At 58.7% G+C, this 14,716-nt stretch carries 17 protein-coding genes and 3 pseudogenes; 13 read left to right on the plus strand and 7 right to left on the minus strand.

The features are described from left to right. From H8A95_RS36165 to H8A95_RS36175, 4 genes are all read left to right on the plus strand, one after another. A partial coding sequence (locus H8A95_RS36165) for a group II intron maturase-specific domain-containing protein (RefSeq protein WP_274617697.1) occupies positions 1-565 on the plus strand: 565 nt, incomplete at its 5' end. 236 nt (positions 566-801) lie between these two features. After that, entirely contained in the window at positions 802-1,488 is a 687-nt protein-coding gene (locus H8A95_RS43945; protein ID WP_312001513.1) for a pyridoxal-dependent decarboxylase, read from the plus strand. After that, positions 1,431-1,835, plus strand: coding sequence for a pyridoxal-dependent decarboxylase (locus H8A95_RS43950; protein ID WP_274617700.1), 405 nt, complete (start codon positions 1,431-1,433; stop codon positions 1,833-1,835). Before H8A95_RS43945 ends, H8A95_RS43950 begins: the two co-directional genes overlap by 58 nt. 221 nt (positions 1,836-2,056) lie before the next feature. Beyond that, the gene (locus H8A95_RS36175) at positions 2,057-2,368 is read left to right on the plus strand and encodes a hypothetical protein (protein ID WP_229170934.1); all 312 of its coding nucleotides are present in this window, start codon (positions 2,057-2,059) and stop codon (positions 2,366-2,368) included. Positions 2,369-4,120: 1,752 nt separating this feature from the next. On the opposite strand, the gene H8A95_RS36180 is transcribed toward H8A95_RS36175, so the two are convergent. From H8A95_RS36180 to H8A95_RS36210, 6 genes and pseudogenes are all read right to left on the minus strand, one after another. Beyond that, on the minus strand, positions 4,121-4,426 hold the full coding sequence (locus H8A95_RS36180) for a hypothetical protein (protein ID WP_229170933.1): 306 nt from the start codon (positions 4,424-4,426) through the stop codon (positions 4,121-4,123). 18 nt (positions 4,427-4,444) lie between these two features. Continuing rightward, a complete protein-coding gene (locus H8A95_RS36185; RefSeq protein ID WP_229170932.1) occupies positions 4,445-4,843 on the minus strand; it encodes a hypothetical protein in 399 nt (132 codons plus the stop codon). A 10-nt stretch (positions 4,844-4,853) separates the two neighbouring features. After that, positions 4,854-5,111 (minus strand): hypothetical protein, encoded by a 258-nt coding sequence (locus H8A95_RS36190; protein WP_229170931.1) that lies wholly within the window; start codon positions 5,109-5,111, stop codon positions 4,854-4,856. A 17-nt stretch (positions 5,112-5,128) separates the two neighbouring features. Next, entirely contained in the window at positions 5,129-5,425 is a 297-nt protein-coding gene (locus H8A95_RS36195) for a hypothetical protein (protein WP_229170930.1), read from the minus strand. A gap of 975 nt (positions 5,426-6,400) precedes the next feature. Next, the gene (locus H8A95_RS36205; RefSeq protein ID WP_229187459.1) at positions 6,401-7,216 is read right to left on the minus strand and encodes a YopT-type cysteine protease domain-containing protein; all 816 of its coding nucleotides are present in this window, start codon (positions 7,214-7,216) and stop codon (positions 6,401-6,403) included. Between the two features lie 161 nt (positions 7,217-7,377). Continuing rightward, positions 7,378-7,596: pseudogene (locus tag H8A95_RS36210) on the minus strand (IS21 family transposase); the annotation flags it as partial. Positions 7,597-7,598: 2 nt separating this feature from the next. Here H8A95_RS36210 and H8A95_RS44700 point away from each other — a divergent pair. Beyond that, positions 7,599-7,763: pseudogene (locus tag H8A95_RS44700) on the plus strand (terpene synthase family protein); the annotation flags it as partial. A 19-nt stretch (positions 7,764-7,782) separates the two neighbouring features. Then, positions 7,783-7,899, plus strand: a pseudogene (locus H8A95_RS44260) (type 2 isopentenyl-diphosphate Delta-isomerase); the annotation flags it as partial. 427 nt (positions 7,900-8,326) lie between these two features. On the opposite strand, the gene H8A95_RS36220 reads toward H8A95_RS44260, so the two are convergent. After that, entirely contained in the window at positions 8,327-8,536 is a 210-nt protein-coding gene (locus tag H8A95_RS36220; RefSeq protein ID WP_229168254.1) for a hypothetical protein, read from the minus strand. Between the two features lie 156 nt (positions 8,537-8,692). On the opposite strand from H8A95_RS36220, the gene H8A95_RS36225 reads away from it, so the two are divergent. The 7 genes from H8A95_RS36225 to H8A95_RS36255 form a co-directional block, all read left to right on the plus strand. After that, the gene (locus H8A95_RS36225; protein ID WP_229168256.1) at positions 8,693-8,938 is read left to right on the plus strand and encodes a hypothetical protein; all 246 of its coding nucleotides are present in this window, start codon (positions 8,693-8,695) and stop codon (positions 8,936-8,938) included. Positions 8,939-9,831: 893 nt separating this feature from the next. Further along, positions 9,832-10,608, plus strand: coding sequence for a bacterial ammonia monooxygenase, subunit AmoC (gene amoC, locus H8A95_RS36230; RefSeq protein ID WP_229168257.1), 777 nt, complete (start codon positions 9,832-9,834; stop codon positions 10,606-10,608). 130 nt (positions 10,609-10,738) lie between these two features. Further along, the gene (locus tag H8A95_RS36235; RefSeq protein WP_229168259.1) at positions 10,739-11,587 is read left to right on the plus strand and encodes a methane monooxygenase/ammonia monooxygenase subunit A; all 849 of its coding nucleotides are present in this window, start codon (positions 10,739-10,741) and stop codon (positions 11,585-11,587) included. A 25-nt stretch (positions 11,588-11,612) separates the two neighbouring features. Next, the gene (gene amoB / locus H8A95_RS36240; protein WP_229168261.1) at positions 11,613-12,860 is read left to right on the plus strand and encodes a bacterial ammonia monooxygenase, subunit AmoB; all 1,248 of its coding nucleotides are present in this window, start codon (positions 11,613-11,615) and stop codon (positions 12,858-12,860) included. Positions 12,861-12,940: 80 nt separating this feature from the next. Further along, positions 12,941-13,504: a hypothetical protein gene (locus H8A95_RS36245; protein ID WP_229187460.1), complete on the plus strand. Its 564-nt coding sequence runs from the start codon at positions 12,941-12,943 to the stop codon at positions 13,502-13,504. 15 nt (positions 13,505-13,519) lie between these two features. Next, positions 13,520-13,879, plus strand: a complete 360-nt coding sequence (locus H8A95_RS36250) for a copper resistance CopC family protein (RefSeq protein WP_229168265.1) — start codon at positions 13,520-13,522, stop codon at positions 13,877-13,879. Next, on the plus strand, positions 13,879-14,716 hold an 838-nt coding region (locus H8A95_RS36255; protein WP_229187461.1), incomplete at its 3' end, for a copper resistance D family protein. The genes H8A95_RS36250 and H8A95_RS36255, both read left to right, overlap by 1 nt.

The following is a 14,716-nucleotide window of genomic DNA, read 5'->3' on the forward strand; positions in this document are numbered from 1 at the left end:
CGGTCGGCGTGAAGCATTCCATGGCCAGATTATCTCCTATGCCGACGACTTCGTCATTCTCAGCCGCGGCCACGCGGAAGACGCATTGACGTGGACGAAAGCGGTGATGACCAAGCTTGGGTTGACACTCAACGAGACTAAAACCTCGGTGAAGAATGCCCGATTGGAAAGCTTTGACTTCCTTGGGTACACGCTCGGACCCCGCCGCTTCCGCAATGGCGGACGGTGGTATCTTGGCGCGGCTCCGTCCAAGAAAAGCGTGCTGCGGATCAAGAGGAAGGTCAGCGTACTGCTGACGCCGGGCAACAAGGGCGCTTGGCCCGAAGTACAAGCACGACTGAACCGCCTTCTGCGCGGCTGGTCCGCTTACTTCAGCTATGGCTCTCTTGCTACGGCTCATCAGGCCGTTGATCGACACGTCTTCGACCGCGTGCTCGCCTTTCTGCGCAGACGACATAAGACGCCAGGACGTGGCGTCAGACGGTTCTCTGATCAGATCTATGGGAACCCTGGCGTACTTGTGCTGAACCGCGTGCGCAAAGTGTCGCCGACGTGCGCCTTGTGACGAGACCTGTCGGAAAGCCGGATGCGGGAAAACTGCACGTCCGGTTTGATGAGCGGGGAGAGGAAACGGAACGCGCAACAAGCGCATCACCGCGCCTCTCCTCGACTCTACTTCCTCCCTTGGTCTTGCGCTGTGCGACCTTTTCCAGGGGCGCGCGTCAAGGCGCGACAGCCGCCGACATAACCGATGCCTCCTCGCCTGTTGCGATGGGCCGGCGTTCAGTAAGGAGCTGACAGGTGCCCACCGGTGAAGCGCATCACTTGGGTCTGTTCCCAGCGACCAATGAAAGCACCCGCGCCGCTTTCGTCTACGCCATGGAGCGCGTCATCGATCACGTGATGGAAAGTTGGGACGAGCAATCTGCTCCGACCAGCGGCATCAAGTTTGACCAGCTCAAGCACCTGCTGGCGTCGCTCGAAGTGTGCCCGGCCGCCGGCCGCGGTCTCGATGCCGTCATGCTGGAGGTGCGCGAGCGGATCATGCCGCACTTCGTCTCAGTCTCGCATCCTCACTATGTCGCGCATATGCATTCCGCGCCGATATTGCCGTCGTTGGTTGCGGAGTTTCTGATCAGCGCGAGCAACCAGTCGCTGGATTCGTTCGACCAAGGCCCATCTGCAACGGCGTTGGAATGCCATGTAGTGCGCTGGTTGAGCGATCTCGTGGGGTTCGGCGCGGCCGGTGATGGCGTGTTCACGAGTGGAGGAACGCAGGCTAATCTCATGGGGCTGATGCTGGCTCGCGATCACGCCCAGGCGAGCGAACAGAATACTGTGAGGATATCCGGCTTGCCGGCCGAGGCACGGGGTGGCGCATTCTGTGCTCGGAGCTTGCGCACTTCTCAGTCGCCAGAAGTGCCCACATCCTGGATCTCGGCGAATCCGCAGTCGTGCCGATCGAGGCCGAGCGCGATGGCAAGTTGAGCGCGGACCGGCTCGACCGGGCGATACGGTCCGAGGCCAATCGAGGTCATCGTCCGATCGCGCTGGTGCTGACGGCCGGCACCACCGAATGCGGCTCAATCGATCGAATCGAGGAATGCGCGCGTGTGGCCCAAGGCGCGAACGTGTGGGTCCACCTGGATGCCGCCGCCGCCGGCGCGCTGCTGCTGAGCGATCACGCGCCACTTTTGCGCGGTGTCGAACTCACCGATTCCGTCTCAATCGACTTCCACAAAATGCTGTTCCAGTCGATCAGCTGCGGAGTCTTCATGGTTCGCAGGCGTGCGACGCTGCGACCGGTCGATTGCTTACCTCAGCCCGAGCGATAAGGCCGATAGTCTCGGACCGAATCTGGTCGGGAAGTCATTGCAAACGACGCGCCGGTTCGATGCCTTGAAGGTGTTCATGTCGCTGCGGGCGCTCGGCAGGGAACATGTGGGCGAACTGCTCGACCTGATGCTTGCCCAAGCGCAATTTGCCGCGAAGGAGATGAGAAATCGACGGAGCTCGAATCGCTGGTCCGGCCCGAAACCAATATCGTATTGTTCCGATGACGACCCGCTGGGCAGAGCCTGCCGGACGCGCTCATCAACGAGGTCAATCGGCAGCTTCCTGGCCGCTCTGGAATGATCGAATCGCGGTCATCGGGAAGACAGTTTACCGGGGTCTCGCAGCTCTGAAGCTGACCCTGCTGCATCCCGAATGTGCGAAAGAGCGGGTCATCCCAGTGCTGGCCGCGATCGAAGCCAGCGCGGGCAAGCTCGGCGCAGAGTTGTGGTCCGGCGCTGATCGTCTGGACGAAATGCTATTGGTCGGAGCAGGCAAGTGGCGCATCATGACGGTCTTCTTGTCGAGCGGGTAAATTGGGGCGACCCCCGATATGAGCATGCACGCCGGGCGGAGCTCGAAATTTTCGGTATCCCCAACCGGTTTTCGACCCCGGACGACATAGCTGCGGGAGAAATGCTCACCTATCGTCAGTTCGAGCGAACAAGCGAATTCTACCTGGCCCGAACGGCGGAGAACGCTGGTGGAGATATCTTCGGCGTCGGGCGCCTCATCCGCCACGATCCGGCGCTGGGAGTTGCGAGCTTCAGCACGATGCGGGACGCGCGCAGCTACGCCCCACCGGGTGGAGGAGAGCCTACATGCCATTTGGCCGCTGAATGGGCGAGTTTTTTCGATCAAGTCGCCGCGCAAGATAGGCGCCACGAAGCGATATGGCGACGAGGACGTCTGGGACTTCACCTTCAATTCCGGCAGGGCCGAGGTCGAGTATGTCCATGTTCGAGACTTCGAAGAAAAGATAACCTGTGCCGGGTGGGTTGAGGCGTTCTCTGAAACCGAAAAGCAGCGAGAACTGCGGCTCCGTGACGTGATCGTCTACGATTTCGAGGGAGCGGTTTTATTCGAAGCGCCGCGCGTGTACCCTGCACGGAAGATGGACAATATCGATGTAGAGTTCCCATACAGGCCAGGACAAGCAAATGACGAACCCGCCACGTCCCCCGGTTGGACCCCTTACCGAAGGCTACGTCGTGAAAGGCGGCCACAACCCAGGCACGTCTCAAACTCAGACGCGTCCAGCAGCGCCAACGCCAATCCTCGCGCCGAGAACGCCGCCAGCCCCAAATGCGCCGCCGTCGGGAGGACGCAGCAATGACCAATAAGCACAGGACAAATGACGGCTACGCGATGGACGGCAAAATCATGAGCCGTCAGGACTCGTACGAAATCAAGACCTCACAGGTTAAGCAGAGGCCGCCTGCGCCTGCACCGATGGTGAAGGCTCAAGCTCCAACACCGCCACCGCCCAAGCCTACGAAGGAGTAGGGCTGTCGCCGCGAGTGACAATCCACTGGAGGACGCCAAGTAGCCAAGCAATTGCGCTAAGCTGCTTGGCCTACCTTCAAATTGTCCTCGTCGCTCATACGCACCGTCCAGGTTTTGGGCGCTCCCGACGACCTAGGCAGAGATACTGCGTAGCCAAGCGTCTTCCCAGCCGGTGAGGATACGCGCGCGGTTATCTCAGACGGAAACTCGAGCAGCGCGAATATCGACAACCGAGTAAGCCTGAAACGCATTCAGACCCTGGTGGGTCATGAAGACATCAAGACCACGCTCAACGTTTACGGCATCTCATCGAGCGCGTCGAGGCGCAAATGTCTGCGACCCATCCAACTATGAAACTTCAATTGGAGACTCGCGCTTGTGAATGTGGCTGGCATTTACTTTCCGCAAACGGTTCGACCATTGAATCGCCGCAAAGTTGCACTACGTTTCTGGCTGAAATACGTGCAGTGTGTTGGGGGCGACCAGAGCACGCAACGAACAGTCCCCGGCCTACTGGCCCAATGTATGAAGGCACGTACCGAAAGGGACCCTCGTACAGGAGATGGAGATACACCATGACGGTGTTGCTCACTCTCGAAGCCAGCCAGCCCTGCGGTAAGACCTACCGTCTTGGTTTCGGGTGCAATGTGCATCTGGCTTCGATGTTAGCCTTGCTCAGCAGGCTGTTCTAACAACGAGGGCGCCTCTCACGGGGTGCCCTTTTTGCTGCCTAGCTCGCCTCTTTGAACTCGATTTTGCCGTCAGCTCGTATTGCTCGCCGTCATCGAATGCCGACTTCATGGTTCGCTGTGTGCCTTTCGGTAAAGGCGCTCCCTTCCGCGTCGGCTTCGCCAGAAAATTCCTCTGCCAGTCGGTTTGGCGGTGCTGCCGCACCAAGCCGCCCGTGCTGGATCCCGGAAAACAGCCGGAACAGATCGGCGTCCGAGGAATCTTCGCGCACCGGCTTCCGGCCCAGCTCGTCCCAGACCCCGCCGCGCGTGATGCCCGCGGAATTGTAGATGGCGCCGACGATCGCGAAATGCAGCTCGGAGTAGTCCTTGATCCATTGCAGGAACAGTTTCACCACGTCATCACTCGCCAGCGTTCAGGCGGCCGCATTGCTCAGGAGGTTGCGGACAAGCACCCGCTTTTCATCACTTTCCGCTGCCCAGTCGCGGAAAGCCTTGCGCAGCAGCGATCGATATTCCTCGCTTCGTATCCGCTCCGCCGTCTTTTCGTCTTGCATGTCGATCCGGGCGGTCAGCTCCATAATCGTCTGCGTCTTTTCCTTCATCTTGGCGGCAAGCATGTCGGCGAGATGTTTCAGGAAATCATTGATCCGCGCTTGCTCCCGCTCCGACCATGCACCCGCACCTGCCGCTAAAATCCCGCCGACGAACGGAATCGCACCGCCCGCGGTGTTCAGCATAAACCGGGCGGCACCACTGGCCTTACTGCCTTTCGGGAGTTCAGGCAGACCACCTGCGGCGTCATTGTCGGACACGAACCGCCCCTTAGTTTGTCACGCGGGCGCTGCGACTCTTATCGCGCGCATCCTCGGCTTCGATTTGGGCCTTTCGCTGAGAAGCGGCCTGCTGGATCGCTTGCTCAAGCTGTGGCTTGTTACGCTCGTATTCTGCGCGCAACGTTTGCAGATTACCCTCGACCATCTGTTTGAAGTTCTGCAAGACGGCTTCGGTCCGGTCATCGTCCACCACGCTGATTGTCAGCGTATTGCGTTCAATCGTTGCTCGGCGATCCAACAGCGTCATGGACGAGGGCCCAATCCTCAGTGTCTCCGCCTTGCCCACGAAGGGGATGCTGACGTCGAGCCATGTCGTTTCATCATCCGATAGTCGCCCCAGCCATCCTGGCGCTGCCGTTCTTCTGTTCGCCTTTCGGCGGTCATCTGGCCTTGGAAACGGACCACCTCGATGTTGTATTTTTCTGAGATCGACTGGAGGACGCCTCCGAGCGACGGGTATTTGAACAGCTTCCCATCAAGTTTCTGCACGTCGGCCACAGCGGCCTGCATCTGAAGCTGCCAGACCTGATAGAACGACTTCTGAAACAAAACCTCTTCCATCTTTTGCTCCGTAGCCTGGTGCCGGCGGATCCTCGACCACAACCGGTGATCCTACCTTGATCCAGATACTGCCAGATTTTCTTACGGCAAGCTTCCGACGCCGACCGAGGTGGCCCCGGAGACCTTATCGGGGCCGGCGGACGACAAATCCGGCGAGGCGGCCGCCGGACAAGCGGGATCAGTTTGGCTCGGCCTGGACAAGACTTACAGAGCTTGGAAATCGGCATGCCGAAGTCGGCGACGTGCATGCATTATATATAGCGAGGGCCGCGCAGTCGCTAACGTGAGTCCGTACTTTCTCGGCAGTATCGTCCTGGTCAAGAATCGCTGGCGGCTCAAACCGACGTGGTCGACGGCCAGCAGCGCCTTACGACCATAACGATCCTCCTTTGCGTCCTCCGGGACCTGGCGGATGCGAAAATCGGGCAGGCGATCCATAACTAAATCTGCCAGACCGGCGACCCGATCATGGAAACTGCCGACGTCTTTCGCTTGACGCCCAGGGAGCGCGATGCTGAGTTCTTCCGCTCGACGATCCAGATCGCATCGCAAACGCGGAGCCTGCCCGATCCCCGGCTGCTTGTGAGGGTCACATCCTGGCTGAACCATTATAGATGCGTCGGTTTTACGTGCTTCGAACGAAAGCTGATGTCGTGGAAAGTCATACCCTGCGCACAGTCGGTCTGGATCAAGCGCGTGGTTTGATAGCGGACGGCATGGATTGTCGCCGCAGCAATTGTTTCTTGGCGACGTCAGTTGAAAACCGCAGGCGGTCATTCCGAAACAGAATTGCAATTTGTGCCGGCCGTCATGGATAGCGGGGGGCCGGCGCCCCCGCTTTCGATGCCAGCACACTCGCCAGCCGGCACGCAGCCGGCTATCCGCCGCAGATTTGGCCCCCGACGCCGCGACCGCCGGCCGACGTATCCGTGCCTTCACAGAAGGCGCCAATCACCACCGGCATGAAGGCCCAACTCACTGCATCCTTTGCGTCGTGATTGTCGATAAATGCTGCCCGTTGGGATTCCTGTAACGATTGGCGAGGCTTTGTAACAATGAAGCCATCCGGTCCGGATCTGATCGAACAGTAAATTCTCCATAGTTAGGGTCGAAAACCGTGGTCCTTCCATTCGAGGCCGACGTCGCGATCGTGTGTGCGCCGCCTTCGGCAAAATACAAGCTGAGCAAATGGTTCGATCCATCTTCGTTGATTTCGTTCACCATGCGCATGACGTTCGAAGACTTGCCGAATTCGAATCTCTTCACTTCTCCAGCCGGTTCCAAGCCTGCGTCCTCCAAAATGGTATTTTGTGCCTGAAGGTCGGCCTGAGAAGATCCTGCTCCCCTGCTCCGCAACTGATCCTTGAGATTTTGATATTGCTGCTGCCGTTCAGCCGCTGAGGCGTGCGTTTGCGATCCGGGTGTGAGCGCACTCATTCGGGTTGATGGGCTGTTGTTAAGATTGCGGAACCACTCCGCAGTCAGCCCAACGCAGATGCCGTCCACATTCGCATCACGCAGGTCGCCCGTTCTGTATTCAAACAAGGAGGTGGCCGGACTCTCTGGAGAGGATGTACTGGGGTCGGAGGCGCTAGAAGTTTGAACGTTTGCATCCGAGGTATGTGGCTTGCTGCAGCAGGCCCCCATCTTGTCAGGCAACTCCCCCGGTTGTGAGCTCCACTGAGGCGCGAGACCTGCAAGTGTTTCCGTAAAGCCGCCGCTATCCACCGACTGACTCGGTTCGTCAGCTTGTCTAGTGCATGTGGATGAGCCACTGATTCGATCATACATGACGATTCACCTTTCTGTGCTGCGCTAGTCTCTACGCATCAATTCGGGCTGCTTAGTCCTGCTGCGAGGATACCCAGACAAGCTGATGGCGAGCTGACGGGCAGCTGTTGTCCAGCTTAGAAAGCGTTCCTTTGTCGGACTTCTCACAATGTCTGATGCGGCGCGGCGTAGCGCTGTGTCAGAGCCTCCCGCGCGTCGGCTGCCGGATTCCGGAACGACTTTGACAGGCTATCGCTGCGATACCCTCGCGGCGCGCCGCCGAGCGCCCACGGGGCGTTCTGCAAGCCCTCGGCCAGAGCGACGAAGCTTTCGCCGCCGAGCACGACATGGGCATGCTCGAAGCTGGAGAACGCCAGCCGGAAGTGACAGAGCCGGTGATCGAGCGCCTCATACGCGCATGCTGCACCGGGTAATGGCGGAAGAACACTTTCCCGCGCCGTGGGGCCGTGATCTAGGCCTTGGCGGCCATCCGCGCGCAGTACTACCAGACCTCGACCAGGCGCTACCGCAGCGACGCTGCGGGGGAGGCCAGCGTGCGCCGGCCTGAACGCGCGGGAGGCAGCGGCGTGCGCGCGCTGCCGTCGGTCCGATCCGATGCAACGCCGCAGCCCGATGCGACGGATGAAGCGAGCATGAGCGACGCCGCCCTGAGCCGGCGCAAGGACGACCATCTGGACATCGTGCCGGTCGGCGACGGAACCATCGCCGATGGCGGCATAATCGCTTAATGGGTTTGGATAATCGTTGGCGGCTTCGGCGCGAATGGGTTGATGTCGTGGCTGGTGTCATCTTCCATCGGAGGTCGCGAGCGCCTCATGATGATTTCCAGATCGGCGCCGCAGTGAGTGCGGACAAACCGCCACCGGCGGATTGGCTGTCAATCGGCGTCGGACGGGGTCTCGGCGTCGACGCGAAGTTCGCTGGTCGACAGGGCGACGACGGCCGTGATCTTCCTGGCGTCGAACAAGACGGGCGCCCCAGTGGTCGGCGTCAATTGGACGAGAGCACCCCTGCGAAGGCGGGAAGGGTTAGCAGCTATGTTGCGCGAATAATCTTTTCATTGCGTGAACTTCCAAATCATTACCTTGCCGGTTGCCGGCGAAAAACGGCCTACTTCAAAGCGGTCTCGATCAAATTGGCCAGCCTGGCTCCCGCCAGGGCGGCCCGCGCTCGGGCCACGTTCTTGGCGTCGGTCTCGTACTCGCGCGTCAGGAGGGGCGGGTTCTCTTGAGCCCAGACGGCGGGATCGACGATCTGCGCCTGCGCTGGGCTGACGCCGACGCCCGACAATCCGTCCTTGTCGTCCGCGTCGAAGATCACGCGATATGGCGAGGCGTAACCGCCAAAGGCGGCATCCCAGTCCCACGGCCAGCGCCTTCGATGGCGTCGGACGCAAGGCTCCGCTAACTGATGCGGCCTTGCTCCATTTACTCGCTGGCGCTAACGCTAGCCCTTCTGTCGGCGTAGGGGGGCACGGTGAGCAACGCTCGCGAGTTTATCGATTTCTGGATCGAGAACAGCGTTCACGCTGTCGAGCAGTATCGGACGGTTGGCGCGTCGCAGGACGTGGCCGAACTCACCCGGCGCCTTGTCGAGGCTGCCGAAGGGCAGGGTATTTCGGAAGCCGAGTTGCGGGCTCAGATCGGCGACATTTCCGACTACATCGAAGGCCGGCTCAAGGCTGCGAATAGGGCTGAGAACGAGCGGCGTAAGCCTGCCTAAGCAACCTACAACTTGGCGGGGAAAGCCTTTGCTATCCAGAGTGGCCCTCCGGAAACAGGCCGCGCTCGCTACTCAGCCACTTTGTAAACGTCGCAGGGTTCGAGCTTAAGTTCTTCGAACGTTCGCTGCTGCTCAACGGTCAGCGCGACGTCCAACACCAACCGCTACCATCTAAGTGGATGGAACATACTCTGGTGTGCTCTGGAACTACCTGACTTGGTAGCTGCCCATGCCACGTAGCCGGTGTTAAGTAGGCTTGAGCGAGGGGGCCGATCGAACCCCGTGGATGCTGTGCAGAGCCTCCAGTTCGGTCCGAGGTCGTCCGCTTGTCCTTCACGCTCTCTAAGGCGGCCGGGGCAGCTTGGCAGATGGAATGGATATGCAACAGCGGAGCCCGCTCCCGAATGGTGATCGATCGGCCGGCCATTTTCGGAACACCGCTTACGAGCTCAATAAGAGCAGTCCCTATTTCGATGCAGCTCACGCGGCCTGCCTCATGGTCGAGGGACGTTCCACGACAGGCGGGCCTTTGTTTTGGACCCCGGTCCACTGTTCGACTTCGAAGGCATCTCAGAATCGCTAAGGCGAACGTCTTCGGCGCGTCCGCACGGTAGGATGAATATTTCTGGAGAGCGCACTAATGCCCGACTGGGATATGCACTCATTGTCGGCCAGCGCACCCAGAAAAATGCTTCAACCTCGGTACGACGGCTTGGCAATTTCGTCCACCAGGATGGTGTCGCCGCCCGAACCCGCGGGCTTCATCAGGCGCCGGCCCGGATCGCCGCGCAGCATCGAAGCGCTGGTCCCTAACGAGCTATCCGTCTTGGAATCCAAAACCAATCAAACAAAACCTCCGTATCGAGGTACTGGGACAAAATTGAGGGGAAATAATGTCTGACGCTGCGTTAGATCGCACACCGAATGTCACGGGAACCAAGACCCTTAGCATAAACTACGGATTGTTCGCGTTCGCGATCGTTGCGCTGACGATCCTCTACATCTGCGCGCGGCTGTATCAGCAGGCTTTTGGTTTCTCCATGGGGCTCGATGCAAGTTCACCAGAATTTGGCGAATACTGGATGACGCTCTTCAGGATCGAATTACCGGTCTTGTATGGCGCAGGCGCGCTCTGCTGGACCTATCTCTTCCTGACGCGTGACAAGAACATTGAGGCCATCACGCCCGAGGTCGAGTTGCGCAGTTACTTTTATCTGACCATGTGGCTCGTCGTGTACAGTTTCTGCATCTTCTGGACAGGCAGCTTCTTCGCCGATGGAGATGGAGTCTGGCATCAGACGACCCTCAGAGACACGCCGTTTACTCCCAGTCACATAATTCTGTTCTATGCGACCATTCCAATCTATCTCTTCTTTGGCGTAGGCAGCTTTGTTTACGCAATGACCCGCATTCCGGCTTTCTGCAGGGGGATCTCGCTCATGCATGTCTTCGCCGTAGTGGGGCCTTTCCTCATTTTGCCGAATCTCGGTTTCAACGAATGGGGGCATGCTTACTGGCTCACCGAGGAAATCTTCTCCCATCCGCTGCATTGGGGTTTCGTGGTTCTTGGATGGTGCGCACTCGCGCTGGCGGGCGTCCTGATGCAGATCGTCGGACGATTTAGAGAACTCGTTCCAATTGTATTCAAGCAGGAAGCAGCGAGCGCGTGACGAACGCACGTCTGCTACGCGTTGGAAAAATCGCGGTGCGGGAAGCCGTGCGACAACAATACAAGCCATCAGCTATTCCCGGACAGCGATCGCAGTTCGGCAAGAGCAGGTAAACCCTGGGGAGAGAGGAGTGACCTCAATTACCGACATCGATGCAGTGGCGATTCCGAAAAGGAAAGCTGGCCCCAAAGGTGAGACGGTCATTTCTGTCTCCGGTCTAACCCCCGGGGCAGCAAGATACTCCCGCATGTTCGACTTCTTGGTCGTGGCGGCGGTGGTGCCCCTCTTTGCGGGAGCATTCCATCTGCACGTGATGCTCACGGTCGGTGATTGGGACATGTATGTCGACTGGAAAGACCGGCAATATTGGCCCCTTGTCACGCCCATCTCCATGATCATGTTTCCTGCTGCTCTGCAGGCGATCTTCTGGGTCAACTTCCGTTTGCCCATCGGCGCGACGGTGGGCGCAACAGTATTGCTGATTACCACGTGGCTCGGACGTTACGCGAATTGGTGGATATGGACAGGCTTCCCGTTCACGGAAGGTGTGCCCTCACAGGTGATCGCGGGCGCATTGTTGATGGATATGGCGTTAATCGTCCTTCGCAATAGCCTGTTCACATCCATCTTCGCGGGCTTTGCGTTCGGATTCGTATTCTGGCCATCGAATTATTCCGCTTTGGCTCCGTTCTATCTCCCGGTCGAGCACCAAGGAATGGTCGCATCGTTGGCCGACATGATCGGTTACACATTTCCGCGTTCGAACATGCCTGAGTATCTGCGTATCATTGAGCGCGGTACGCTCCGGACTTTCGGTAGCTCGGTCAGTTGGGTGTCGGCGGCGTTCGCGGGCTTCATCTGCATATTCATGCACCAACTTTGGTGGCAGCTTGGGCGTTTTGCGTCCCAGACGACGTTCCTCAAGAACGGCGATGTCGTCAAATCCTTCATGGGTATGAAAAGCAGGCCAGCGTCCTAAGCGAATAAGCACAGGGAACACGGGTATGTTGGCGAAACTTATAAAACTCGCTGCAGGTTGGGTTGTCGCCTTCACTGTCGGAGTGTCTAGCGCAGCCGCTCATGGCGAACGTGCTCAGGAGCCATACTTGAGGACCAGGACGGTACAATTCTACGATGTCCACTTTTCCAAAACTGACGTGAAGGTGAACGAGCGATTCGAGCTAACGGGAAAATTCAGGCTGATGGAGGACTGGCCGGACGCAGTTACTCCGCCGGATATTGTTTTCGTATCGAGCGTATCGCCGGGGCCGACAATTGCCAGGGTGGAAACATACCTCAACGGTGAGCCAGCGAGGCAGTCTTTCGCAAAGCTGGAACTTGGCCGCGACTACGATTTTCGAATGGTTCTTGAGGGGCGCACATCGGGCAGCAGCCACATCCATCCCTCGATCTCGATCAAGGGATCTGGCCCTCTGGTGGGGCCGGGGCAGTGGATAAACATCTCGGGTGATGCGCATTCGTTCGCGTTTCCGATCAAGACTATGACTGGTCTGCAGATCGACGACTTGCAGACGTTCGGGCTGACTAACGCGATCGGATGGCATGTGGCCTGGCTGGCCGTGGCTGCGGCATGGTTGTTGTTCTGGTTGGTTCGTCCACTGTTTTTGCCTCGATGGCTTGTTCTGCAGAAGGGCAGGGAGGATTTGTTGGTTTCGTTGAGAGACACCGGGGTCGGGATCATAGTGGCGGCGATCGTTCTCGTCATGGTCTTCGGCGGCTATGTCCGAGCCAATCAGGAATATCCATATAATGTGCCCCTCCAGAGCGGGTTGAATAAGGTCGCGCCGCGCCCGGCAAGCCCTGCTGACGCAGAGGTCAAGGTCATATCGGCCACCTATGACGTGCCGGGCCGTTCGATGAGATTAGCGACCAGGATAACGAACAAAGGATCAGAACCTCTTTCAATCGGCGAGCTTACGACCGCAAACATCCGCTTTCTCAATCAGGGGCTCCCGGCAGCAATAGCCAATGTAGATCCGACCTACCCAAGGGATCTCGTTGCACGCACAGGGCTTGAGCTCAGTAGTGATACGCCGATAAATCCCGGTGAGACGAGAGAGGTGCTCGTCGAGGCAACGGACGCCGTGTGGGAATTGGAGCGCCTTGTCAGCTTCCTCACCGACGTCGACTCCAAGTTCGGCGGGTTGTTGCTCCTCTACACTCCGAATGGGAAACGCGTCATAGCGGAGATGGGCGGACCAATCGTGCCCGTATTCACCGAACTTAAGTAAGCTTGGGTGCGCGAATGTTGCGACGAGGTCAGTGGTGGACGACCGCGAGCGGAAGAGGGGCGTTCCCGGCCGTCCTTGTGATGGCGCTCGGCGCTCTCTTTGTTCTTGCCGCCGTCCGCGAAGGTCATGCGCACGGAGCTGTGTCCATGGAGGCTGACCAATGCAAGCTGAAGGTGGACAGCTACTTCATGCATTTTACTGGCTATCAGCCGCAGAGCTCGAGAGCCGAATTTTGTGAGGACATACCGGAGGTCGGGCGAACGATCATTGTTCTCGATTTCGTCGACGAGTCCCTGCGAGACATCCCGGTAAGCGTGAACCTGGCTAGAGATGACGGCGTACAAAGGATGGAAATGACGAACACACCATCCAGCATACTCTACATTCCACCAAGGAAGTATCCGAACGGAACGATCAAGATCGACGTCAATTTCGAGAAAGCCGGCAGATACGTCGGCATGGTGGCGATCGAGCATCGCGGGCAAAGCGTGGCAAACTTTCCATTCGACGTGGGGCGAGGCTGGAGTCTGATACGTCTTCTGGCGTGGTGCCTGGTCATAGTGTCAGGCGCCGTGGGAACGTTTCTGTGGGCACGGCGACGATACTCGATCGGGCGGGAGCTATCCTGGGCGAACCACAGATAAAGGAGAGTTGTTTCGATGAGAAGGTTCGTGCTCGTCATGATGGCCGTGCTGATCGGGATGCCAGGCGCGGTACTCGCTCACGCGCATCTCATTCGATCGACGCCGCAAGATGGCAGCGAAATTTCAGCTCCGATCGACCCGATGGTCCTGTACTTCACTGAAGCGCTCGAACAGGGGCTCATCAATGTCGCCCTTTCTCGCGATGATAAAGCCGTATCAGGGCTTTCGCAGCCCGTGCTAAGCGGCAATGGGCGAATCGTGAATGTTTCATTGCCTCATCTATCTGCCGGGCTCTATACCGTCAGTTGGAGCGTTGTCTCGATTGACGGGCATCGCACGGAAGGCAAGTTTAAATTTCTCTACCGAGGACCTTGATGGAAACGGTCCTCTCACTTGCGCGAGGGACTGCTTTCGCCTCCACGGCAGCTTTCGGCGGATTCTGCTGGGGTTTGGCACTGTGGCGCGAGGGTCTTGAAAGCGGCACTCGGTCGCGCTTCACGACGATAGCTTCCATCGCTGCGTCCGTAGCACTGGTCCTCAGTCTCTTGTATTTGACGGTTCGGATCGGCGCCGTCCTTGGCAAGCCGGTCTTGGCGGTCAGCTCCAGCGACGTGCTCTTCATCATTTTGGACACGCGGTTCGGGAGAGCTCAGGTCGCGGCGCTTGGGTTTGTGCTAGTCGGAGTTGCGAGCTTGCGACTTCTTCACAAGCCAGGTCTTGCCGCGAGTTTCAGCGGACTATCGCTGCTGGTGGGATTGTCCTCGAGCCACTCGGCGGCTGGCGGCACTATAGCAGGCTTCGCGATCAATATGATCCATGTTGCTGCGGCGGCGCTCTGGTTCGGAGGACTGTCAACCCTCGTTGTCGCGATGGCTCGACAGGCAGCGGAGAGGCCCGAAAGTAAATCCAGGCTCCTGAGCGGCTTTTCGACGGTCGCGCTGCCGCTCATGTTGCTCGTGGTCGCAACCGGAGTAGCTCTAGCAATCGAAAACGTGGGGACCTGGCCGGGTTTGGTGGCGACCGAATATGGCTGGCTCCTGACGGGAAAGTTCGCCTGCATCGGCCCGGTCCTGATCTGCGCTGCGTTTATCAGACAAAGGCTATTGCCGTTGCTAAAGACCGAAGGGGCAACTCAGCCACTCGGGATGGTCTTGAAGATCGAGCTAGCCTTCGCATTTCTGGTCACGTTACTTGCTGGCTGCCTGTCTCAGG

The sequence above is a fragment of the Bradyrhizobium oropedii genome (genome assembly GCF_020889685.1).
Lineage (GTDB): Bacteria > Pseudomonadota > Alphaproteobacteria > Rhizobiales > Xanthobacteraceae > Bradyrhizobium > Bradyrhizobium oropedii.

Coding starts and splice junctions, on each gene's coding strand:
- H8A95_RS36175 (WP_229170934.1), top strand. CDS start 2,057: ATGACGACCCGCTGGGCAGAGCCTGCCGGACGCGCTCATCAACGAGGT.
- H8A95_RS36190 (WP_229170931.1), bottom strand. CDS start 5,111: ATGACGCTGTTGGATCGCCGAGCAACGATTGAACGCAATACGCTGACA.
- H8A95_RS36195 (WP_229170930.1), bottom strand. CDS start 5,425: ATGGAAGAGGTTTTGTTTCAGAAGTCGTTCTATCAGGTCTGGCAGCTT.
- H8A95_RS36205 (WP_229187459.1), bottom strand. CDS start 7,216: ATGTATGATCGAATCAGTGGCTCATCCACATGCACTAGACAAGCTGAC.
- amoC (WP_229168257.1), top strand. CDS start 9,832: ATGTCTGACGCTGCGTTAGATCGCACACCGAATGTCACGGGAACCAAG.
- amoB (WP_229168261.1), top strand. CDS start 11,613: ATGTTGGCGAAACTTATAAAACTCGCTGCAGGTTGGGTTGTCGCCTTC.
- H8A95_RS36245 (WP_229187460.1), top strand. CDS start 12,941: ATGGCGCTCGGCGCTCTCTTTGTTCTTGCCGCCGTCCGCGAAGGTCAT.
- H8A95_RS36250 (WP_229168265.1), top strand. CDS start 13,520: ATGAGAAGGTTCGTGCTCGTCATGATGGCCGTGCTGATCGGGATGCCA.